This is a genomic window from Ferruginibacter sp. (genome assembly GCF_049840995.1).
Taxonomy (GTDB): Bacteria; Bacteroidota; Bacteroidia; order Chitinophagales; family Chitinophagaceae; genus Ferruginibacter.
The window spans coordinates 247065-267243 of record NZ_JASGIP010000004.1; the positions used below are offsets into that span (position 1 = coordinate 247065).

The 20179-nt window shown below is 42.1% G+C and carries 21 protein-coding genes; 13 read left to right on the forward strand and 8 right to left on the reverse strand.

Features of this window, described 5'->3' with window-relative positions; genetic code table 11:
- The first annotated feature begins 557 nt into the window (after positions 1-557).
- The 4 genes from QM738_RS11815 to QM738_RS11830 all read left to right on the forward strand — a co-directional run bounded on the left by QM738_RS11815 (position 558) and on the right by QM738_RS11830 (position 4440).
- Positions 558-1223 (forward strand): response regulator, encoded by a 666-nt coding sequence (locus tag QM738_RS11815; RefSeq protein ID WP_462276923.1) that lies wholly within the window; start codon positions 558-560, stop codon positions 1221-1223.
- Between the two features lie 243 nt (positions 1224-1466).
- Positions 1467-2153 (forward strand): response regulator transcription factor, encoded by a 687-nt coding sequence (locus tag QM738_RS11820; RefSeq protein WP_462276924.1) that lies wholly within the window; start codon positions 1467-1469, stop codon positions 2151-2153.
- Positions 2154-2269: 116 nt separating this feature from the next.
- Positions 2270-3109 carry an aminotransferase class IV gene (locus QM738_RS11825; protein WP_462276925.1) on the forward strand — a complete coding sequence of 280 codons (840 nt, stop codon included), beginning with the start codon at positions 2270-2272 and terminating at the stop codon, positions 3107-3109.
- Between the two features lie 20 nt (positions 3110-3129).
- The gene (locus tag QM738_RS11830; protein WP_462276926.1) at positions 3130-4440 is read left to right on the forward strand and encodes a cryptochrome/photolyase family protein; all 1311 of its coding nucleotides are present in this window, start codon (positions 3130-3132) and stop codon (positions 4438-4440) included.
- 4 nt (positions 4441-4444) lie between these two features.
- On the opposite strand, the gene QM738_RS11835 is transcribed toward QM738_RS11830, so the two are convergent.
- Both QM738_RS11835 and mqnB read right to left on the reverse strand, forming a co-directional pair.
- Positions 4445-5275 (reverse strand): 1,4-dihydroxy-6-naphthoate synthase, encoded by an 831-nt coding sequence (locus tag QM738_RS11835; RefSeq protein WP_462276927.1) that lies wholly within the window; start codon positions 5273-5275, stop codon positions 4445-4447.
- A gap of 3 nt (positions 5276-5278) precedes the next feature.
- Positions 5279-5938, reverse strand: a complete 660-nt coding sequence (mqnB, locus tag QM738_RS11840) for a futalosine hydrolase (RefSeq protein ID WP_462276928.1) — start codon at positions 5936-5938, stop codon at positions 5279-5281.
- Between the two features lie 48 nt (positions 5939-5986).
- On the opposite strand from mqnB, the gene QM738_RS11845 reads away from it, so the two are divergent.
- From QM738_RS11845 to QM738_RS11865, 5 genes are all read left to right on the forward strand, one after another.
- Positions 5987-6397 (forward strand): 6-pyruvoyl trahydropterin synthase family protein, encoded by a 411-nt coding sequence (locus QM738_RS11845; protein WP_462276929.1) that lies wholly within the window; start codon positions 5987-5989, stop codon positions 6395-6397.
- A 183-nt stretch (positions 6398-6580) separates the two neighbouring features.
- Complete coding sequence (locus QM738_RS11850) at positions 6581-6997, forward strand: 6-pyruvoyl trahydropterin synthase family protein (RefSeq protein WP_462276930.1); 417 nt, start codon at positions 6581-6583, stop codon at positions 6995-6997.
- 23 nt (positions 6998-7020) lie between these two features.
- Complete coding sequence (gene folE / locus QM738_RS11855) at positions 7021-7617, forward strand: GTP cyclohydrolase I FolE (protein ID WP_462276931.1); 597 nt, start codon at positions 7021-7023, stop codon at positions 7615-7617.
- Between the two features lie 163 nt (positions 7618-7780).
- Complete coding sequence (gene fabD, locus QM738_RS11860) at positions 7781-8671, forward strand: ACP S-malonyltransferase (protein WP_462276932.1); 891 nt, start codon at positions 7781-7783, stop codon at positions 8669-8671.
- Positions 8672-8685: 14 nt separating this feature from the next.
- Entirely contained in the window at positions 8686-9738 is a 1053-nt protein-coding gene (locus tag QM738_RS11865) for a toxin-antitoxin system YwqK family antitoxin (protein WP_462276933.1), read from the forward strand.
- Here QM738_RS11865 and QM738_RS11870 read toward each other — a convergent pair.
- Together QM738_RS11870 and mdh are read right to left on the reverse strand one after the other, a co-directional pair.
- The gene (locus QM738_RS11870; protein ID WP_462276934.1) at positions 9735-12563 is read right to left on the reverse strand and encodes a choice-of-anchor L domain-containing protein; all 2829 of its coding nucleotides are present in this window, start codon (positions 12561-12563) and stop codon (positions 9735-9737) included. The two genes, QM738_RS11865 and QM738_RS11870, sit on opposite strands and share 4 nt — an antisense overlap.
- Positions 12564-12666: 103 nt before the next feature.
- Complete coding sequence (mdh, locus tag QM738_RS11875) at positions 12667-13596, reverse strand: malate dehydrogenase (RefSeq protein ID WP_462276935.1); 930 nt, start codon at positions 13594-13596, stop codon at positions 12667-12669.
- A 162-nt stretch (positions 13597-13758) separates the two neighbouring features.
- Here mdh and QM738_RS11880 point away from each other — a divergent pair, with 162 nt between their 5' ends.
- Positions 13759-14358 (forward strand): T9SS type A sorting domain-containing protein, encoded by a 600-nt coding sequence (locus tag QM738_RS11880; protein WP_462276936.1) that lies wholly within the window; start codon positions 13759-13761, stop codon positions 14356-14358.
- 3 nt (positions 14359-14361) lie between these two features.
- On the opposite strand, the gene QM738_RS11885 is transcribed toward QM738_RS11880, so the two are convergent.
- A complete protein-coding gene (locus QM738_RS11885; protein ID WP_462276937.1) occupies positions 14362-14856 on the reverse strand; it encodes a TlpA family protein disulfide reductase in 495 nt (164 codons plus the stop codon).
- Between the two features lie 27 nt (positions 14857-14883).
- Positions 14884-15384 (reverse strand): TlpA family protein disulfide reductase, encoded by a 501-nt coding sequence (locus QM738_RS11890; RefSeq protein ID WP_462276938.1) that lies wholly within the window; start codon positions 15382-15384, stop codon positions 14884-14886.
- Positions 15385-15599: 215 nt separating this feature from the next.
- On the opposite strand from QM738_RS11890, the gene efp reads away from it, so the two are divergent.
- From efp to accC, 3 genes are all read left to right on the forward strand, one after another.
- On the forward strand, positions 15600-16166 hold the full coding sequence (gene efp / locus QM738_RS11895; protein WP_462276939.1) for an elongation factor P: 567 nt from the start codon (positions 15600-15602) through the stop codon (positions 16164-16166).
- A gap of 228 nt (positions 16167-16394) precedes the next feature.
- On the forward strand, positions 16395-16877 hold the full coding sequence (gene accB, locus QM738_RS11900) for an acetyl-CoA carboxylase biotin carboxyl carrier protein (protein ID WP_462276940.1): 483 nt from the start codon (positions 16395-16397) through the stop codon (positions 16875-16877).
- Between the two features lie 107 nt (positions 16878-16984).
- Complete coding sequence (gene accC / locus QM738_RS11905) at positions 16985-18331, forward strand: acetyl-CoA carboxylase biotin carboxylase subunit (protein WP_462276941.1); 1347 nt, start codon at positions 16985-16987, stop codon at positions 18329-18331.
- Between the two features lie 395 nt (positions 18332-18726).
- Here the strand turns inward: accC and rfbD are convergent, their stop codons facing one another.
- Both rfbD and rfbC read right to left on the reverse strand, forming a co-directional pair.
- On the reverse strand, positions 18727-19599 hold the full coding sequence (gene rfbD / locus QM738_RS11910; RefSeq protein WP_462276942.1) for a dTDP-4-dehydrorhamnose reductase: 873 nt from the start codon (positions 19597-19599) through the stop codon (positions 18727-18729).
- Between the two features lie 8 nt (positions 19600-19607).
- A complete protein-coding gene (gene rfbC / locus QM738_RS11915; RefSeq protein ID WP_462276943.1) occupies positions 19608-20162 on the reverse strand; it encodes a dTDP-4-dehydrorhamnose 3,5-epimerase in 555 nt (184 codons plus the stop codon).
- Between the last annotated feature and the right edge of the window lie 17 nt (positions 20163-20179).

Consider the following 20179-nt stretch of genomic DNA (forward strand, 5'->3'; position numbering starts at 1 on the left):
ACCCATCAAGAAACCTGGATAGTTGGATCGCTATCCTTTAAAAATGCAAAGAGGATGCCAAACGCGGAAAATGTGGATTAATTCACCCGGCTTCAGAGGTAAGCCGGGTTGAATAATAAATTTCTGGATCAGAGGTATTGGAAGTTAAAACGGGCAAAAAGAGTTGATTGACATTGGAAACACAAGCACAGACAGGTTTTTCTTCGGATTAGATTGGTAGAGCTTTTCAGCTGTAAGGATAATTGGATAAAATTTTTTCGTGTACTAATGTCAATCAACTGAAACAAAAATAGTTTTGGTAAGCTGGCCGGACAAGAGGATTACTGCCCGTTTTTTGTTTTGTAGTATTTACCGCTTATTGCGCAATAGCGCAATAAAACATCGTAAAATAACCAGGAAAGGGTATCGTAAAAATACTTGGTAGATATTACAAAAACCTAATGATAACCAACAGCATGTGGAAAAATTTTTACGGTAGGCTTTAACCGGTTTACTGCATAACTATTGCGTGAAAAGTGTAACTTTAAACGGATTTATACTAACCCCTTATATAAACTATGAGTAACGACCACCAGATCAAGATTGCTATTGCCGATGATCACAAAATTTTCAGGGACGGCATCAAAATGGCCCTTTCCGGCAAGGCGAATCTGAAAATGCTATGGGAAGCTGAAGATGGCAAGGATATGATGCATAAGATCGCTATTAAAAAACCCGAAGTACTGTTGATGGATATACGCATGCCCGAGATAGACGGCATCAACGGTATACAGCTGATACGCAAGGAATACGAAGAGATCAAGATCATTGTGCTTACCATGTACGACGATCAGCAGATGATCAGCAAAATGATGGAAATGGGCGCTAATGCTTATCTTACCAAGACCACCGATCCCGAAGAGATATACGAAGCCATACTCACCTGCATGAACGATGATTTTTACTTTAACGAACTGGTGAATAAAGCTGTGATGGGTAAACTGATGCAGAAGAAAAATGTACGCCAGCACTACGGTACCAATACTCCCGTTCATTTCAACGAAAAAGAGCTGAAGATACTCAAACTCCTGGCCGAAGATAAAACCACGGAGGAGATCTCCAAGATCATCTTCCTGAGCCCCCGTACTATCGAGACCATCCGCCAGAACATGAAAACAAAGGTGGATGCCAAGACCATCGGCGGGTTGATCATGTACGGCATGCGCAATAAACTGATAGAATAAGCTGGGTTTCTCTCAACAGGCAATCAAATTAAAATATTATTTAATATTTTGTACAGAGGTCTGTATATTGCATTTACAGCTGCAGGAATATTTGTATAAGTAGCTGATCAGGGCTTCCATCGTAAAATTCCCATCCAAAACATAGGGTAATTACACTCTTTCTTATATTTCATTATAATTTGAACTTGCACTTAGCGTTAATACATAGCAAAACTACTATTAACCTATTAAGACTAATTAATTATGATCCCGAAAAATGATAGTGAAGAGCCGATACGAGTGATAATTGCTGATGATCACGTATTGTACCGTGCCGGTGTTAAAACTGCTTTGAGCGCTAAAAAAGATATTAAAGTGATTGCAGAAGCCGACAACGGCATGCACTTGCTGAATATGCTTAAAAATGTTTCCACCGATGTGATCCTGCTGGATATCCAGATGCCTGTAATGGATGGTATCACCACACTTCCCGAAGTAAAAAAATTATATCCCAACATCAAGATCATCATGCTTACCATGATGGACGACCATAGTATGATCACTAAACTGATGGAACTGGGCGCCAACAGCTATCTTACCAAGACCAGCGACAGCGAAATTATTTACGAAGCTATTAAAACCTGCTTCGAACAGGAGTACTATTTCAATTCCTTAACCAATAAGGCCTTGCTTACCAACCTGAAACAAAGAAATTTTGTAACCCCGCAAAAATTAATGCAGCAGGAAGCACAACTGAACGATAAGGAGACCCTTATCTTAAAACTGATGTGCGAAGAAAAAAGCACCAAGGAGATAGCCGATATTGTTGACCTGAGCCCACGTACCGTGGAGGCCATTCGTGATAAGCTGAAAGTAAAGACCGGTGCTAAAAGTACTGCAGGGCTTATTATGTATGCTGTAAAGCATAAGATACTGGACGAAGAAATTTAAAATTCAATATTTGAACGAAGTCTCTAAAACTGTAATGAAGAAGTAGATCCCGTCAGCAATGACGGGATTTTACTTTTAATGAAACAATACATTTACAAGTAAGGTATATTTGTTGCATGACCTGGTTCAATTACAACGGAAAAATATTTACGGAAGGCATACCTGTAATTGGTACAGGTAACCGCAGCCTGCGCTATGGCGATGGACTGTTTGAGACCATGAAAATAAAGAAGGGTGCATTGATCCTGGGCAATGAACATTTTGCACGCTTATGGAAAGGACTGCAAGTATTACAGTTTGATATACCCAAACATTTTACCCCGCAAAAATTACAGGAAGCAATACTGCAGCTTGCTGCGAAGAACAAACAGGAACAAGCAGCACGGGTACGCCTCACCGTTTTTAGAGGTGATGGTGGTTTGTATGATGCTGCACATCATCATCCCGACTACATTATTCAGACATGGGCCCTGGCGGATGATAATGCTGCACTCAACAGCAATGGACTGGACCTGGGCATATATTATGATGCAAAAAAAAGCTGCGATATACTCAGTAATTTAAAGACGAATAATTTTTTGCCCTATGCAATGGCAGCGCTGGAAGTAAAAAAACAACAATGGAATGATGCGGTGCTGCTGAATAACCATGGCAGGGTTTGCGACAGTACGATCGCCAATATTTTTTTAATAAAAGAGGGTGTGGTGTTTACACCATCACTCGCAGAAGGTTGTATTGAAGGCGTATTGCGCAACTATATCCTGCAACAGCTCGAAGCAAACCATATCAGCTGTAGGGAAAAAGAAATTACTGTGGAAGCATTGTTGCAGGCCGATGAAGTTTTTTTAAGCAATTCTATTTACAATATGCGCTGGGTAAAAAGTATCGGTAATAAAACCTATAGCAATACGATCACTCAAAAAATTTACAGCCTGCTATCGCCAACCATTTTGTGATCTGTTTGTTGTAAACCTCAATGACAACTGTAAACATTTTCTGGTTTCGCCGCGATCTGCGCCTGCAGGACAATGCAGCATTGTATCATGCACTCAAAAGCGATCATCCTGTTGTACCGATCTTTATTTTTGATACCAATATCTTAAACAAACTGGAAGATAAGGAAGACAGGAGGGTGGAGTTCATACATGCGGCTTTGGAAGAGATACAAACAAAGCTGGTAAAAATAGGTGCATCGCTGGAAGTGTATCACGGCACCCCGCTGGAAGTTTATCAATCCTTATTGTGTAAATATAAAATTGAAACAGTTTTTGCCAACCACGATTATGAGCCCTATGCAAAGGAAAGAGAAGAAAAAATTGCGGGCTTATTAAAAAAGCAGGGCGCTTCTTTACAAACTTATAAAGACCAGGTTTTACTTGAAAAAAATGAAGTGCTGAAAGATGATGGTACTCCTTACACTGTTTTTACTCCCTACAGCCGCAAGTGGAAAGCAGTGCTCACCGAATTTCATTTGAAGCAATATCCTGTAAAAAAATATTTTTCCAATTTTTACAAACAGCCTGCTGTTGCAATACCTTCTTTAAAACAAATAGGTTTTAAAGCGGTGGATAAGCCTTTTCCTTCCAAACAACTGGATGAAGAACTGGTAAAAAAATATGGTAAGCAAAGAGATTTCCCGGCAATTGCAGGTACTTCAAAATTAGGGGTGCACCTGCGTTTTGGTACCATCAGCATACGGGAACTGGCCGCAAAAAGCAGGGAACTTTCCGAAACCTACCTGAATGAATTGATATGGCGGGAGTTTTATCATATGATACTCTGGCATTTTCCGCATGTGGGCAAGGGGCAGGCTTTTAAATCGCAATACGATACTATTGAATGGCGCAGGGACAATGGTGAATTTGAATTGTGGTGCAATGGGCAAACCGGTTACCCCATTGTGGATGCCGGTATGCGGGAGCTGAACGAAACCGGCTTTATGCATAATCGTGTACGCATGATCGTTGCCTCCTTTCTCACCAAACATTTATTGCTTGACTGGCGGCTGGGTGAAAGTTATTTTGCACAAAAATTACTCGATTTTGATCTTGCAGCCAATAACGGCGGCTGGCAATGGGCTGCGGGCAGTGGTTGTGATGCTGCGCCTTACTTTAGAGTATTCAATCCTTACCTGCAAACGCAAAAATTTGATCCACAATTAAAGTACATCAAAAAATGGGTGCCAGAGTTTCAGGAATTCGGGTATCCTAAACCGATAGTGGAGCATGAATTTGCAAGAAAGCGCTGCCTGGAAGTGTATGCCAAAGCGCTGAAAAAAGAATTCTGATCTTTTAGTTACAAAAAACAGTATCGTTTACTATTGCAGTTCCCGGGTGCAGGGAACTGTATACCGATAGCAGTTTCTGAATGGCAGAGCGGCCGGTTGTGCCAAGCTCGAGCGAAAATTTATTTACGTATAGATCGATATGTTTGCGCATCACGTCCTCACTCATTTCCTGTGAATGGCTGCGGATATAATCATTCAGTTCGGGATATTTTGAAAAAGCGTACTCAATACTTTTTTTAATGAGCCGGTCGGTTTTTTGCTGCAGCTCAGTATCAAAATTGCGGTTGATCACAATGCCACCCAGCGGAATTGGATTCTGTGTTTCTTTTTCCCAGTAATCGCCCAGGTCAATTATTTTATGCAAACCTTTTTGTGCATAGGTAAAACGGTTCTCATGAATAATGACCCCCAGGCCTTTGCCCGACAGCACAAAATCTTCTATCATATCATAACGCAAAAAAACTTTGTTGGTGGCATTAGGGAATGCGAGTGAAAACAATAAATGTGCAGTGGTATTCTCTCCCGGAATAGCGATCAGCTGCTCACTCACATCCTCTATTGTATATTCACCATTCGATATCAGTAATGGTCCTACACCATTACCCAATGCACTGCCACTGTTTAAAACTGCATATTTTTCCAGTACCAATGGCAATACGCCGTAACTCAATTTTGTAATGGCCAGTTTACCATCAATGGCCCACTGGTTCAGTGTCTGCACATCTTCCAGCACGGTTTCAAATTGTATTCCTTCTGTATCAATTTTATTATTTACCAGCGCATCAAAAATAAATGTATCGTTGGGGCAGGGTGAAAAACCAAGTGTCAGTTTCATTATCTATAAGTCCTTTAATTGTTTTATCAAACCGGTTAATTCTGTGTTCAGATTTTCAAATGCGTCTTTTATTTTCCATTTAGATTTATCTCTTTCTCCTACATAATTGCTGATAGAACGGAGTTGCAGAAAGGGCACTTGTTCTAACAGGCATACATAATGCAATGCAGCGCCTTCCATGCTTTCCACCTGTGCGTCAAAAGCATCCAGCAGTTGTACTTTCTGTAAAAAACTATCGCTTACCCTATTTACCGTAACGCCTTTTACAGATTTAAGCATCGTGTTTTTTGGTAAAGCAGTGGAGTTAATGAGCCAGCCATTGGCATAAGGAAATTCGTGGCCGTTGATAAGGCCGGTATTAAAAAATGGTGTAAATATTCTTTTTTCTTCAGCCCCCAGGTCGCCAAACGTATCCTGCTTTACCAAAACTGTTTCTCCTAACTGCAGATCGTTTGAAAAGGAGCCTGCAATACCTGCCTGTATCACCATGTCGTACTCTTTTTTATTCAGCCTGCGCTGTAAATGGTAGAGTGTGGCAGGTGCGCCCACGCCGGTAATGAGGATATCAACATTGGTATAAGCGTTGATAAACAGCTCAATCTCATTGGGTGTTGCCGATATCAGTAGGATCTGCATCCTGCAAAATTCGGATTTACACTTCATATTTCAGGATTTAGGGGTTACCTTTGCGGAAATTTTCGAAAATAGCTAATGGTTTACATCACCCGGATAGAACATTTTAACGCTGCTCACAAGCTGTTTAACCCCAGCTGGAGCCGTGAAAAGAACGAAGAGGTATTTGGCAAATGCGCTAATGAGAACTGGCATGGGCACAATTTTGAGCTGTATGTTACTTTAAAGGGCGAACCCGATCCGGAGACGGGTTTTGTGTATGATGTAAAAAAGTTAAGCGTAATTGTAAAAGAGCATGTTATAGACAAGCTGGACCATAAGAACCTGAACATGGATGTAGATTTTATGGCCGGTAAGATATGTTCTATCGAAAACCTGGTGACCGCTATCTGGGGCCAGCTGGAGCCGCACCTGCCCCAGGGCGTACAGCTGCATTGCCTTAAATTGTACGAAACTCCCCGCATCTTTGTAGAGTACTACGGAAATTAAGTTTTGTTTACTGCAAACAATTGCTAACTTTATTTGTAATTAACTTACATAGTTGATGTGTTTGAACAGCAGACTTCTGTTATAACCTTCAGCAAAAAAGGTCCTGAATCATTCCACACGATTTTTCAGTACGGTTGTTGATGAAATTTTTTCAATAAAAACCTTTGTGTGTAAAATACTTGTATGGGTAATAAAGTAGCCGTTTACCGTAAGGAACATTTTAATGCAGCGCACCGCTTGCACAATCCCGCCTGGGATGAAGCAACGAATGACCGTGTGTTTGGTAAATGCAATAACCCGCATTATCATGGCCATAATTACGAACTGGTGGTAAAGCTGATCGGTGAACCCGACCCGGCCACAGGTTATGTGTACGACCTGAAATTACTGAGCGACCTGATACAGGAAAACATACATGCCCGCTTTGATCATAAAAACCTGAATGAAGACACAGTGGAGTTTAAAGACCTGAATCCAACAGCAGAGAACATTGCGGTGGTTATTTACCGGATATTAAGAGAAAAGATAGATCCGAAGTTCGACCTTAAGATACGCCTCTATGAAACCGAAAGGAATTTTGTTGAATACCCTGTTAATTAAAAAAGCATATTAAAACTAAAGGAATGGCATACAAAAAAACAGAGCAGTATGATGAACAGGTTACTGCGGGGCTGATAAAAAATTATAAAGAAAGTATTGCGCTGTTGGGCGAAGATGCTTCGAGGGAAGGGTTACAGAAAACACCGGAACGTATGGCCAAGGCCATGCAGTTTCTTACCCATGGCTACCAGCTGGATGCAAATGCTATACTGAATTCTGCAAAATTTCATGAAGAGGTAAGCGAGATGATCATTGTGAAAGACATAGAACTGTACAGTATGTGCGAACATCACATGCTGCCATTTTACGGAAAGGCGCATGTGGCTTATATTCCCAATGGATGGATCACGGGCCTGAGCAAGATTGCAAGAGTGGTGGATGTATACAGCCGCAGGCTGCAGGTGCAGGAGCGTTTAACACACCAGATATTGAATTCTATTAAAGAAACATTGCAGCCATTGGGTGTGGCAGTGGTGATTGAAGCATCGCATTTGTGTATGATGATGCGGGGCGTGCAGAAGCAAAATTCTGTTACAACCACTTCGGCATTCTGGGGCGAATTTGAAAAGAATGAAACAAGGAGTGAATTTGTAAAACTCATCAGTGCACAGTTACACTAAGTTAACTGGTCAATTGGTTTATTAGTTTATTTGGAGCAGCATTGGTAACTTCAAATAAACTTTTTTTATGCCGGTATTTTTTCAGGCGCACGGTATACCTTTGCGCTGTTGACCAGCAAGAGTGATGAAACTATTTAACCAATAAACTAATTAACTAACAACGATGGCACATGCTTATGTATTTCCCGGGCAGGGATCGCAGTTTTCCGGGATGGGAAAAAATTTATATGACAGTAACCCGCTTGCAAAAGAAATGTTTGAGCAGGCCAACGATATATTGGGCTTCCGCATTTCGGACATCATGTTTACCGGCAGCGACGAAGACCTTAAGCAAACCAATGTAACACAGCCCGCAGTTTTTTTACATTCTGTAATAGCTTATAAAACATTAAATGATGTAAAACCTGATATGGTGGCCGGTCATTCGCTGGGTGAATTTTCGGCACTGGTAGCCAATGGTACTTTGAGTTTTGTGGATGCGTTAAAACTGGTTTCCATCAGGGCAAAAGCCATGCAGCGTGCCTGCGAGTTAAACCCCTCCACTATGGCGGCAGTGCTGGCGCTGGCGGATGAAAAAGTAGAAGAAGTTTGCGCCGCAGTGGCCGCAGAGACCGGCGAAGTGGTGGTGGCTGCCAATTACAATTGTCCCGGGCAACTGGTGATCAGCGGTTCTATAAAAGGTATTGAAATTGCCTGCGAAAGAATGAAGGCAGCCGGTGCCAAACGTGCATTGGTATTGCCTGTTGGCGGCGCTTTTCACAGCCCGTTGATGCTGCCTGCCAAAGAAGAATTAGCTGCAGCTATCAATGCCGCGGCTTTCAGTACGCCTTTGTGCCCTGTGTATCAAAATGTGGTGGCCAAAGCAGTAACCGATGCTGCTGAAATAAAGAAGAATTTAATTGAGCAGCTAACCGGTGCCGTTAGGTGGACGCAAAGTGTACAAGCCATGGTAGCTGATGGCGCTTCGCATTTTACAGAAGCCGGGCCCGGCAAGGTATTGCAGGGACTGGTGCAAAAGATCAATAAAGAAATGCAGGTGAACGGGGTGAGTTAAATACAGTACATAGTATGAAGTATACCAAAGGGGAATGCCCGGTTGACAGCTACGACAAAAATTGGATAGAGAAGGCATTGGTATGGTTTGAACAGAAGCTTGGCAGCAACTATATCCGTAGTAGAAAATATTTAATTCCTGCCCATTGCCATTTTAATTACCCGGATTTTAATACACAGGAAGCTATTGAATACTTTATTACATATATCTGTGACTTTATTGAATTTGATCGTTCGCTTGTAGATTTCACCTTAATATGGGATAAGGACGAGCTTGAAGGTTTTACAGAAGAAATCGGGAATGATATCTCTATCAGTAAAAAATATGGGATTGATATATATACAAAAGACCTGAACAATTTTGATATTACCTTCAACTCAATAGCATACCAGCTGGTCTTTATGAAATTAGTACACAAAACTGTGTTTAATTTCCCAAACAAGTACATGATGGATCTTGCAATGCTTATAGAAGGGTTCGGAATATTGAAGACCAATAATTTTATAGTAAGCAGGCAATCACATGATTTCAGGTACTCAGAATGGAGCGTGAAATCGTTTGGGGTATTCAATCACAGGATGTACGGTTATTCGCTGGCACTGCTTAATGAGTATTGCTTCGGAGAAAATAATGATGCCCTGGAAGCATTTCTGTGTCCTGATGCAAAGGCATGTTACCGGCAATCGAAAAACTACCTGGCACAGGAAAAAGAATCAAGCTCTCCTACTCAAACTATAGGAATAATAAAAGATGAGGAAGTATTCATTCGCAAGGATTTTTACGAGAATGGCAGTATACGAATAATCAGTCATGTTGTTAATGGCAAGTACGAAGGAATGATGACCTTTTTTCATCAGAATGGCTTGTTGTGGAGCCAACGCTTATACAAAAACAACAATTCCTATACGGTATTCTCCAATTTTAATAAATATGACGAACCTGTAGAAAAGGGAACCCTGTTTGAAGGCAATGGCACACTCTACATTTACAAACCCAATGGCATCTTAGATTATATAGAAGAATACAAGGATGGCTTGCTGATCAAACAAACCTTTCATAAGGATTAATTGGTGATGATCACCGTTCCTTTTCGTTGAATGGTATTGCCCTTGTAATCCACGCCTTCAGCGATCCATACATACGTAGTGCCGGGTGTTTGCAGCCCGCCTTTAATTTTTCCATCCCATCCGGTTGTATAATTCTGGGTTGCAAAAACAATATTGCCCCAGCGGTTGAATATCCTGAAGTAATGAAAATCTTTGATGCCCACCGGTATGGCTTTTAAAAGATCATTCAAACCGTCTCCATTGGGCGAAAAAGCATTCGGTACATATATTTCAGGGCCACGGTATACTTTTATCTTTATCTCATCCACAGCAGTACAGCCAATTGCATTGCTGGCGGTAACGGTATATACCACATCATGATCTAATACAGTAATGGGGTCATTGATGAAAGGATTATCCAGGCCATAAGCGGGTGACCAGGTATATTGCTGCAGGCCAATATTGTTTACATCCACTGAATGCAGTTGCATTGGCTGTCCAACAGCCAGCGTGGTATCATTTCCAACAAACAGTATTGCGGGTCTTACTACGGTGATCAGTACGGTATCTTTCTTTAACGATACACAACCATTGATATCGGTAACATGCAGGTAATAGCTGATAGAGCCCGGCAGTTTTGCTGCTACGGGTGATGCAGAACGATGATCATCTAAATAAGAAGTGGGCGACCACAAATAAGTTAAACCACCAGCTCCCTGCAACTGCGCATTCTGTCCATAACAGATCTTCTGGTCGGGACCGGCATTGGCTTTGGGTGCAGGGTTAACAAATACGATCGCAGAATCTTTTCGTGTACAGATACCCGTTGTAGCTGTTACAAAATATTTGGTGGTTACCACCGGCGATGCCTCGGGGTTCAGCAAAGTATTATCGTTGAGAGTTGCAGCCGGCGTCCATAATAAAGCATCGGCATTGGAGGTTGCTTTAAGCTGCGCCGATTTTCCTTCGCAAATAGTGAGGTCGATACCGGCATCGAGTGTTACGGAATTATTCAACGGCAATACCACAGGGCGATCGGTGCTGCAATTGTTATTGTCTTTTACAGTGATGGTATAATTACCTGTAAGCAGGTTAAAAATATTGGAGGTCTGGAAATTAATGCCATCCGAAGAAAAAAGATAAGGGTTATTGCCACCACTTACGCTTACTGTAATAGTACCGTCAGCTCCACCCAGGCAGGTTGCAGATACCACTTTAGCATCCGTGATCACCAGGTCGGGATATAATTGCGTAAGCACCACCGTCATGCTGTCGATGCAGCCATCAGCATCTTTTATTCTTACTGTATAAGTGCCCACGGGCAAATTACTGAAAGTGCTGTCGGCCTGGTAAGGATTATTGTTGATGGAATATTGCGCCGGCCTGGTCCACTCCGGACCGCCTGCTACCTTTATCTCACCCGTTGCGTCATTCTTACAATTGATCTCTTTTTTGGAAACAAAATCCAGGTCTTTGAACCGGATGAATGCAGAATCACGGCCATGACAGGTACCTTCTGTTGCTGTGCAATAATAAGTGGTTGAAGGATTAACAGGTGTGGCAAACGGATTTCGTATACTCGTATTCGTTAGTGTTGGGTTTGCATCCCACTGGTAAGTTGTATAACCTGCGGTTGCCACCAGCTGTATGGAAGCATTTTTGCAGATCACTGCTGTATCGGGTGCAATGCCCAGCGTATCGTAATCTCTTATCTGTATTATAGTACTGTCTGATGGATTACCGTTACATCCGGCCAGTGCATATATTTTCAATGTTTCAATTCCTTCGGGAAGGTTATCTATGATCGGGATGATATTCACCACAGTTTCTGTTTGATTGGGAGGTATTATAACAGTATTGGGCAGTAGCTGGTAATCAACTCCGTTAATAGCAGTACCGCTATACAAAAGGGATACAGCTAAAGGCCCGCCGATGCTTGCTTCCGGCCTTGTTACTTTAAATGAGCCGGCAGAACAACCTTCAACAAGGTAGCTATTGTTCTGTGCATCCACCTGGGTGGTATTGGTCAGGGTAACAACATTGGAAGAAAGGCTTTTTGCTTCGAGGAAAACACCGCTGTCAAATGCAAAATCACCTGCATCTGCAATGGCCAATTTAAGATGATAGGTTTGGCAGGGCTGCACCTGTGCAACAGCAGTAAGTACAGTTGTATGCCCGTTGTAAGTAAAATAAGTGTTGGTGTAATTCCTGATATAGTACTGCGGGTAAAAAACGCTGCAGGCAGCACCATCATTCACATGATTGATGGTTACCGCATCGGTGGTACCGGGTATCAATGCAATATTGGTTGGTCCGGGAAAACCGGGGCCGTTAATAAAAAATGCAAATACATCATTGAACTGGCAGACGTAATCGGGGTATTCTTCTGACCCGAATACGTAATTGAATTTCACCGTATCTCCCAATGGAACAAAATCAAATTCTAACACCGCAGCATCGTGAATATCAGTTTTAAGTACTCCGATCAGGCGTGCAAGATCTCCATCGCCGGGCATACTCAAATTATTATCGGCCAAAACTTCGATGGCCTGTTTCTTGGCATCACCATTTACACCCCAGCCCGGTACCTCATCAGTCTTGGCTCGTCCGGTTGTCAATAATATCCCGCTGTCAATACCTATTTTGGTACCTCCTACATTATTAAAGAAACCGGTAGCCCTTGGATCGGCAGTTAATGAAACATTACTGATCACCACGCCATTGCCCACCAGCTTTTGTGCCAGCGCCTGTCCGTTACTTTGCGGTGTAATGATCAATTGCCCCGCGGCAGTATGGCATGTGAATATGCTTATGACAAGGATAAGTGTTGCAGTAAGGCCCTTCATGAAAGATGCAGTTAGGTTGCCCAAGATATTAAAAAAAACTGGCAGGCACAAGAAAACCCCGCCAAAGACGGGGTTTTGCAGTATTATGTTTTAGTTATACTTCTTACAAAGTAGCCAGCACATCATTCATGCTGCGTACAGCAGCAGCGCTTTTTTCAAAAGCAGCTTTTTCTGCATCATTCAGCTTAAAATCAATGATCTTTTCCCAGCCAGTGCGGCCGATGGTAACCGGTACACCCAGGCAGATATCTTTCTGGCCGTATTCACCTTCCAGGCTCACGCAGCAGGTGAATAATTTTTTCTCGTCGCGTAAAATGCTTTCCACCAGTGCAGCTCCTGCAGCGCCGGGTGCATACCAGGCTGATGTTCCGATCAGTGCGGTTAATGTAGCACCACCCACCATGGTGTCTTTTACAATTTTTTCCTGTTGTTCAGCAGTTAAGAAATCTGTAACCGGTACACTGTTCCAGGTTGCTTTGCTTATCAAAGGTATCATGGTGGTATCACCGTGTCCGCCCACTACCACTGCATTCAGGTCCGATGGGCTGCAACCCAGATGCTGGCTCAATTGATATTTAAAGCGGCTGCTGTCCAGCGTGCCACCCATACCAATGATCCTGTTCTTGGGTAAACCGGTGGATTTCAATGCGAGGTAGGTCATGGTATCCATCGGGTTGCTGATAACGATGATGATCGCATTAGGAGAAAATTTTAAGATATTCTCACAAACACCTTTTACGATGCCTGCATTTACACCGATCAGTTCTTCACGGGTCATACCGGGTTTGCGGGGTAAACCGCTGGTAATTACCACTACGTCGCTGCCGGCAGTTTTTGAGTAATCGTTGGTGCTGCCGGTGATCTTTGTATCAAAACCTAAAAGTGTTGCGGTCTGCATCATGTCCTGGGCCTTGCCTTCTGCAATGCCTTCCTTAATATCCAGTAAAACCAATTCGTTACACAGTTCTTTACGGGCAATATTATCGGCACAGGTTGCACCCACGGCTCCGGCACCTACAACAGTTACTTTCATGTTTTATATTTTTATTTTTTGAGGAAATTATTTTCGCCGCAAAGGTAGTTGTTTAGTTAATTGGCAGGTTTGCAGGGTTGAAATTATTTTTAAGACGTTTTAACGATTTGATAAGATACTTAAGTTTGGTTTTTGCGTTTGCCGGTTAATTATCCATAAGCCATGTACAAAATACTCCTTTCCCTGTGTTTTATCATACCCCTGTGTGTATACTCTTCAGCAGCAACACCCGGTATCAGCGCCGCATACGACGCCAAAAAGAAAGCCGTTTATATCCGCTGGCAATATAAAGAGCCGGGCATCAAGACCTTTATCATCCAGCGCAGCAGCGATAATAATAACTGGACGGATATTGCCCTGCAGGCCACGCCGGGTTTTACCACAGCCAGGGAATTCCAGTATTACGACTACAAAGCCGTTACCGGGCAAAATTATTACCGGTTGAAATGTGTTACCGAAAAAGAAAAGGAAGAGTATTCGGCGGCGGTAATGGTGATCACCGGCGGGGGGGCGGGTAACTGGGTAATGTATCCCGTGCCTGTTACCGATGTGCTTACGCTACAGTACAAAGGCACCGAAAAAATTGCCGGGGTGGTAAATGTGTTTATCCAGAATGTGACCGGCAGAATCATTACCCGCTTACGGAGTGGTTCTTTGAACACTACTATACGCATACCGGTAGATAACCTGGGCAAAGGCGTATATGATGTAAGAATAGTGATTGAAGATGAAGTGGTATGGAACCAGCGTTTTGTAAAATAACTCTTACTTTAAAGCATCCAGTATCTGTTGCTTTTTTACACTGCCCTGGTTAAAATATACCAGCTGTTTTTCTTTGTTGTAAAATGCCAGCACGGGTATTGTCTTAGGTTTATAAAATCCCCCAAAGAAATATTTATGGTCTTTCCCGATGCTGATCCAGGGATATTTTTCCAGGTGATATTTATCGTAAAAAACATTGATCTTTTTCAATGTTTCTGTAGCTGTTAAAACCAGGTTGGCAGATGCGGCCACTTCGGGCATATCCAGTAAAAGCTCCAGCTGGTGCTGGCAATGTTCGCATTCAGGATTGAACAGCATCACAATAGTGCTTTTACCTTCTGTCAATACAGCTTGTGTAAAAGGAACAGAATCCTTCGATAATAAAGTGAAATCCGGCAGTACTTTACTTTTCAGGTAAGGCGGCGTGGTATCGTACTGTTGTGCAAAACTGGCGGTGCTGCAAAAGAGTATTATCAATAAACCAAGGATCGTTTTCATATTCCATTTGATTTTAAGCATTACACATTATTTCATGGATGCTGCAATTTCTTCCACCGGTGTGCTGCCGGTAAAAGAAGTAATGTATTTACCTTTTTTATCGTACACAAAAATAGAAGGGAAGGAGCGCACTTTATAAAAAGTGCCCAGGAAATAAGCCGGGTCCCTGCCCATGGTGATGGTGGGATAATCAGCTATTTTATATTCTTCGTAAAACTTTTTTATATAACCGTAATCCAGCGGCGATGCCATGATGATCTGCGCTTTTTTGAATAGGTCGATACTGGCGGTAAGATGTTTGGTCTCTTCCTGGCAATGTTCGCAATCGGGGCTGAACATCATGATGATCGTGAACTTTTTCTTTTTAAGATCGTTCTTGGTAAAAATGCTGCTATCGGCCACATTAATAAGCCTGAAAGATGGAACAATAGGAAATTTGATATAGAGCAGGGAAGTATCAGGTTCAGCCTGCGAAAAAGCTGCCTTGCTACAAAATGCCAGCACCAGTAGTACAATGTATCTTTTCAAAGCGAAATTTTTTATAAAACTATATTTTTTCATTGAGAATGAAATGTTAAGAGGGGTAAAGTGCAAAGTTTAAAGTTAAAAGTACAATAGTTGTAAACTATATGGCCGTATTTATAAATCATGGTGTATGATTAAGCAAACACAGAAAACCTTATGCAGAAAGCTGAAAACAGTATTTTTTGTCTACTTTTGCACCCACTTAAAAACAAAGTATCATGGCAACTACAGCAGATATGCGTTCCGGCCTTATCATCAAAGTAGATGGTAGTTTATATTCAGTAATTGAATTCGGACAAAATAAAACAGCCCGTGCAGCTGCAAAAGTATGGGCAAAATTAAAAGGGGTGGATAATGCACGTACCATCGAAATGACCTGGAACAGTGGTGAGACCATCTTCCCGGTAAGAGTAGAGAAAAAAGCTTACCAGTACCTGTATAAAGACGATACCGGTTACAGCTTTATGGATACCGAAACTTTTGAACAGATCACTGTAGCGGAAAATATGATCGATGCTCCTAAGTTTTTAAAAGATGGCCAGGAAGTTTCTGTATTGATCAATGGCGAAACAGAACAGCCAATGGGTGTGGAATTACCTGATAAGATCGTTTTGCTGGTTACTTATAGCGAACCGGGTATGAGGGGCGATACAGCTACCAAAACACTGAAACCTGCTACCGTTGAAACCGGTGCTACTGTAAACGTTCCATTATTTGTGAATGAAGGCGAGTTGATAAGGGTGAATACCAAAACAGGCGAATACGTAGAAAGAGTAAAGGCATAATGCCTGGTTTTATAATGAAAAATGGATAATGGCGGCCCCATTATCCATTTTTTATTTTTATGCATTTTTATGGCTTTTTTAAGGGTTTTTTGCACATTTTTAGCCCATTTTTGACGAAAAATGGCAGATTCCCCAATTTTTTATTTTAACAAAACTTGGTTTTTTGGATAATCATTTGCTACCTTAGCAGTCCCCTATAATTATCCATTAACTAATTAAAAATTACACATGGACATTAAACAGATTCAGGAGCTTGTAAAGCTCATCAACAAAACCAATATCGGTGAAATTACCATTGAAGAAGAAGGGGTAAAAATAACCGTAAAGCAAAAAAAAGATCCCGTACAACATATCGTAGCTAATGCAGGCGCCCCTGTTTACCAGGCTGCCGCCGCACCGGCAGCAGCTCCTGTAGCCGCCGCGGCTACTCCTGCTGCTCCCGTAAAAGCTGCAGAACCGAAAGCTGATAATTTAGTGACCATTAAAAGCCCGATGATCGGTACCTTCTACCGTCAAACGGGCCCCGGCAAACCTGTATTGGCAGGTGTGGGTGATGATGTTACCCCCGGCAAAGTGGTTTGTATTATTGAAGCCATGAAGCTTTTTAATGAAATTGAAAGTGAAGTAAAAGGTAAGATCGTTAAGGTGCTGGTGGAAGATGCCAGCCCGGTGGAATATGATCAGCCTTTGTTTTTGGTAGATCCAGCATAGTGAGCGGTGAGTGGTCAGCAGTGAGTGGGCTTTCTACCAGATAGCTTGTACTTATATGCTGCTTTACTCACAATTCACTACTCACAACTCACCATTATTTATTTGAAATGAACAAGATGTTTAAAAAGATATTGATTGCTAACAGGGGCGAGATCGCACTGCGTGTGATACGTACCTGCCGCGAAATGGGTATTAAAACGGTGGCGGTGTATTCTACCGCTGATAAAGATAGTTTACACGTAAAATTTGCTGATGAAGCCGTTTGTATCGGTAAACCCGCCAGCAGCGAAAGCTACCTGAACATGGCTCATATTATGGCTGCTGCTGAAATTACCAATGCAGATGCCATTCACCCGGGTTATGGTTTTTTGGCAGAGAATGCCAAGTTTGCGAAAATATGCGGCGACCATGGTATCAAGTTCATCGGGCCAACGCCGGAAATGATCAATGCAATGGGCGATAAAATAACTGCCAAGCAAACCATGATAGCTGCCGGTGTACCGGTGGTGCCGGGTGTGGAAGGATTGCTGGAAGGAGTGGAGCATGCAAAAACTGCAGCAAAAGAGGTAGGCTATCCCGTTATATTAAAAGCTACAGCCGGTGGTGGTGGTAAAGGTATGCGGGTGGTATGGAGCGAAGAAGAAATTGAAAAAGCTTTTGAGAATGCCAAAACAGAAGCAGCAGCTTCTTTTAAAAATGATGGCATTTATATGGAGAAATTTGTGGAAGAGCCCCGCCACATTGAGATACAGGTAGTGGGCGACCAGTATGGACAGGTTTGCCACTTGAGTGAAAGGGATTGCTCTATACAGAGAAGGCACCAGAAACTGGTGGAAGAATCTCCTTCACCATTCATGACGCCTGAATTAAGGGAACGCATGGGGGAGGCTGCTATTAAAGCTGCCAAATCCATTAACTACGAAGGTGTGGGCACTATCGAATTTTTGGTGGATAAACACCGCAACTTCTACTTTATGGAAATGAACACCAGGATACAGGTGGAGCATTGCGTAACAGAAGAAGTGATCAACTACGATCTTATTAAAGAACAGATCATGATCGCGGCGGGTGATAAACTGACTGGTAAAAATTATATTCCTGTAATGCACGCTATTGAATGCCGCATTAATGCCGAAGATCCATATAATGATTTCAGGCCAAGCCCCGGAAAGATCACGGTGTTGCATCAGCCCGGAGGTCATGGTGTGCGGGTAGACAGTCATGCTTATGCAGGATACGTTATTCCGCCTTATTATGATAGCATGATCGGTAAACTGATCGCTGTGGCGCAAACAAGGGAAGAAGCGATTGATACCATGAGCAGGGCATTAAGTGAATACGTGATAGAAGGAGTTAAAACTACCATTCCTTTTCATTTGCAACTGATGAAGAATCCTGATTTCAGGAGTGGTAATTTTACCACTAAATTCCTGGAAACATTTACCATGCAATAAAGGGTATAAAATAATTAGGGAAGCCACTTTTTAAAGTGGCTTTTTTATTTAAAAAAACGCCTGCGTCCCCAGCCCTGCACCAGCATACGCTGTCTTACGTTTAAGATCATAAATATTCTCCGCCGCAATTCCCTTCTTCTTTTTCTTTCCTCCATTTTATATTCCCATATCATTTGTTTTATGGCAATTTTTTGCTCAGGTGTTAGCGCCAGTTCTTTACTGCTTATAACTGGTAAACTATCTGTACTTGTTTTTTGTGCATGAAGCTGAAGCGAAAATATAATTAAGCAGGTGAAGAACAGGAGCCTCATCAGTGTATATTTCACCTATTGACCACAGGCAGGCATCATCGTTTAATGAAAGAAAAAAAATAATGAAGAAAAATGTAAATGAGTTTATTGTATGGATGCCAAACATTTTTGCAGGCTCTCTTTCCAGTTGGGTATGCTCAAGGCAAATACTTCTTTTATTCTTGCAGTATCCATTGCAGTATAGAGCGGACGTTTTGCCGGTGTGGGATATTCAGTAGTAGGGATGGAGCGTACCATACAATTGCTGCTGGTAAACTCTTTTATTGCTGCAGCAAACTGGTACCAGCTTATCAGCCCTTCGTTGCAATAATGAAACAGTGGATAAGGGATATGGAACTCGCCGTGTTTTTGAATGATCTTCAAAATAGCAAGTGCCAGATCGGCCGCATAAGTGGGGCAGCCAAACTGGTCGTTCACCACACCAATGCTTTCTTTTTCCTTCATCAGGCGCAACATGGTTTTTACAAAATTGCTGCCAAAGGCAGAGTACACCCAGGAAGTGCGTATAATAATGACGGAAGGGTTTTGCTGCAAAGCAAGCTCTTCGCCTTTTAATTTGCTTTGTCCGTACACATTCAATGGCTTTACTGCAGCAGTTTCGGTATAGGGCTTTTGTGCAGCGCCATCAAATACATAATCGGTGGAAATATGAATGAGCTGCACATTATGCTGCCTGCAAATTGAAGCTAAATTTCCAACAGCAGTGGCATTGATCAAAAATGCTTTTTCTTTTTCGGTTTCCGCTTTATCAACAGCGGTGTAGGCTGCACAGTTAACACAGTAATCAATGGTATGCGAATCGAAAAAAGTATTTACTGCAACTTCATCGTCAATTGCCAGTTCTTCTTTGGATACAAATAAAAAACTATATTGGCTAAAGGAAGCTGCCAATACCCTTAGCTCCCGGCCTAACTGGCCATTGGCCCCGGTAACTAAAATAGTTTTATTACTGCCCATTGCTGTTTTTAAAAAGTAAAGTTACTGCTGTGATCTTTTAATGCGGGATGTTTAAGATCTTTTTCTGAAATGATAGCTTTATCTGCAGGTACCTGCCAGTTAATAGCCAGTGCAGGATCATTGTACATGATACCACCTTCGCTTTCTTTGTGATAGAATGTATCGCATTTATAAAATACTTCGGCTGTTTCGCTCAATACAGAGTATCCATGTGCAAAACCTTTGGGGATGAACAATTGTTTTTTATTCGCTGCAGAAAGCTCAACAGAAAATACTTTACCATAGGATGGTGAGCCTTTGCGGATATCCACCACCACATCCAGTATGCTGCCGCTTAATACCCTTACCAGTTTGGTTTGTGCATGTGGCGCCAGCTGATAGTGCAGACCACGAATTACACCAAACGAAGAAAGCGCCTGGTTATCCTGCACAAACTGTATGTTGATACCTTCGCTGTTGAAAACACTTTGATTATAGCTTTCAAAAAAATAACCACGACTGTCTTCAAACACCCGTGGTTCAAATACCATTAAACCGGGAAAATCTGTTTTCAGGAAAGGCATATTGTATTATGGTTGTA

What these genes read in the sequence shown, in the direction of transcription:
- QM738_RS11870 (WP_462276934.1), bottom strand. Translation starts at nt 12,563, where the DNA reads ATGAAGGGCCTTACTGCAACACTTATCCTTGTCATAAGCATATTCACA.
- QM738_RS11815 (WP_462276923.1), top strand. Translation starts at nt 558, where the DNA reads ATGAGTAACGACCACCAGATCAAGATTGCTATTGCCGATGATCACAAA.
- rfbC (WP_462276943.1), bottom strand. Translation starts at nt 20,162, where the DNA reads ATGCCTTTCCTGAAAACAGATTTTCCCGGTTTAATGGTATTTGAACCA.
- QM738_RS11880 (WP_462276936.1), top strand. Translation starts at nt 13,759, where the DNA reads ATGTACAAAATACTCCTTTCCCTGTGTTTTATCATACCCCTGTGTGTA.
- QM738_RS11850 (WP_462276930.1), top strand. Translation starts at nt 6,581, where the DNA reads ATGGGTAATAAAGTAGCCGTTTACCGTAAGGAACATTTTAATGCAGCG.
- QM738_RS11820 (WP_462276924.1), top strand. Translation starts at nt 1,467, where the DNA reads ATGATCCCGAAAAATGATAGTGAAGAGCCGATACGAGTGATAATTGCT.
- efp (WP_462276939.1), top strand. Translation starts at nt 15,600, where the DNA reads ATGGCAACTACAGCAGATATGCGTTCCGGCCTTATCATCAAAGTAGAT.
- QM738_RS11825 (WP_462276925.1), top strand. Translation starts at nt 2,270, where the DNA reads ATGACCTGGTTCAATTACAACGGAAAAATATTTACGGAAGGCATACCT.
- QM738_RS11835 (WP_462276927.1), bottom strand. Translation starts at nt 5,275, where the DNA reads ATGAAACTGACACTTGGTTTTTCACCCTGCCCCAACGATACATTTATT.
- mqnB (WP_462276928.1), bottom strand. Translation starts at nt 5,938, where the DNA reads ATGAAGTGTAAATCCGAATTTTGCAGGATGCAGATCCTACTGATATCG.
- mdh (WP_462276935.1), bottom strand. Translation starts at nt 13,596, where the DNA reads ATGAAAGTAACTGTTGTAGGTGCCGGAGCCGTGGGTGCAACCTGTGCC.
- rfbD (WP_462276942.1), bottom strand. Translation starts at nt 19,599, where the DNA reads ATGGGCAGTAATAAAACTATTTTAGTTACCGGGGCCAATGGCCAGTTA.
- QM738_RS11845 (WP_462276929.1), top strand. Translation starts at nt 5,987, where the DNA reads ATGGTTTACATCACCCGGATAGAACATTTTAACGCTGCTCACAAGCTG.
- QM738_RS11830 (WP_462276926.1), top strand. Translation starts at nt 3,130, where the DNA reads ATGACAACTGTAAACATTTTCTGGTTTCGCCGCGATCTGCGCCTGCAG.
- QM738_RS11865 (WP_462276933.1), top strand. Translation starts at nt 8,686, where the DNA reads ATGAAGTATACCAAAGGGGAATGCCCGGTTGACAGCTACGACAAAAAT.
- accC (WP_462276941.1), top strand. Translation starts at nt 16,985, where the DNA reads ATGAACAAGATGTTTAAAAAGATATTGATTGCTAACAGGGGCGAGATC.
- folE (WP_462276931.1), top strand. Translation starts at nt 7,021, where the DNA reads ATGGCATACAAAAAAACAGAGCAGTATGATGAACAGGTTACTGCGGGG.
- fabD (WP_462276932.1), top strand. Translation starts at nt 7,781, where the DNA reads ATGGCACATGCTTATGTATTTCCCGGGCAGGGATCGCAGTTTTCCGGG.
- accB (WP_462276940.1), top strand. Translation starts at nt 16,395, where the DNA reads ATGGACATTAAACAGATTCAGGAGCTTGTAAAGCTCATCAACAAAACC.
- QM738_RS11885 (WP_462276937.1), bottom strand. Translation starts at nt 14,856, where the DNA reads ATGAAAACGATCCTTGGTTTATTGATAATACTCTTTTGCAGCACCGCC.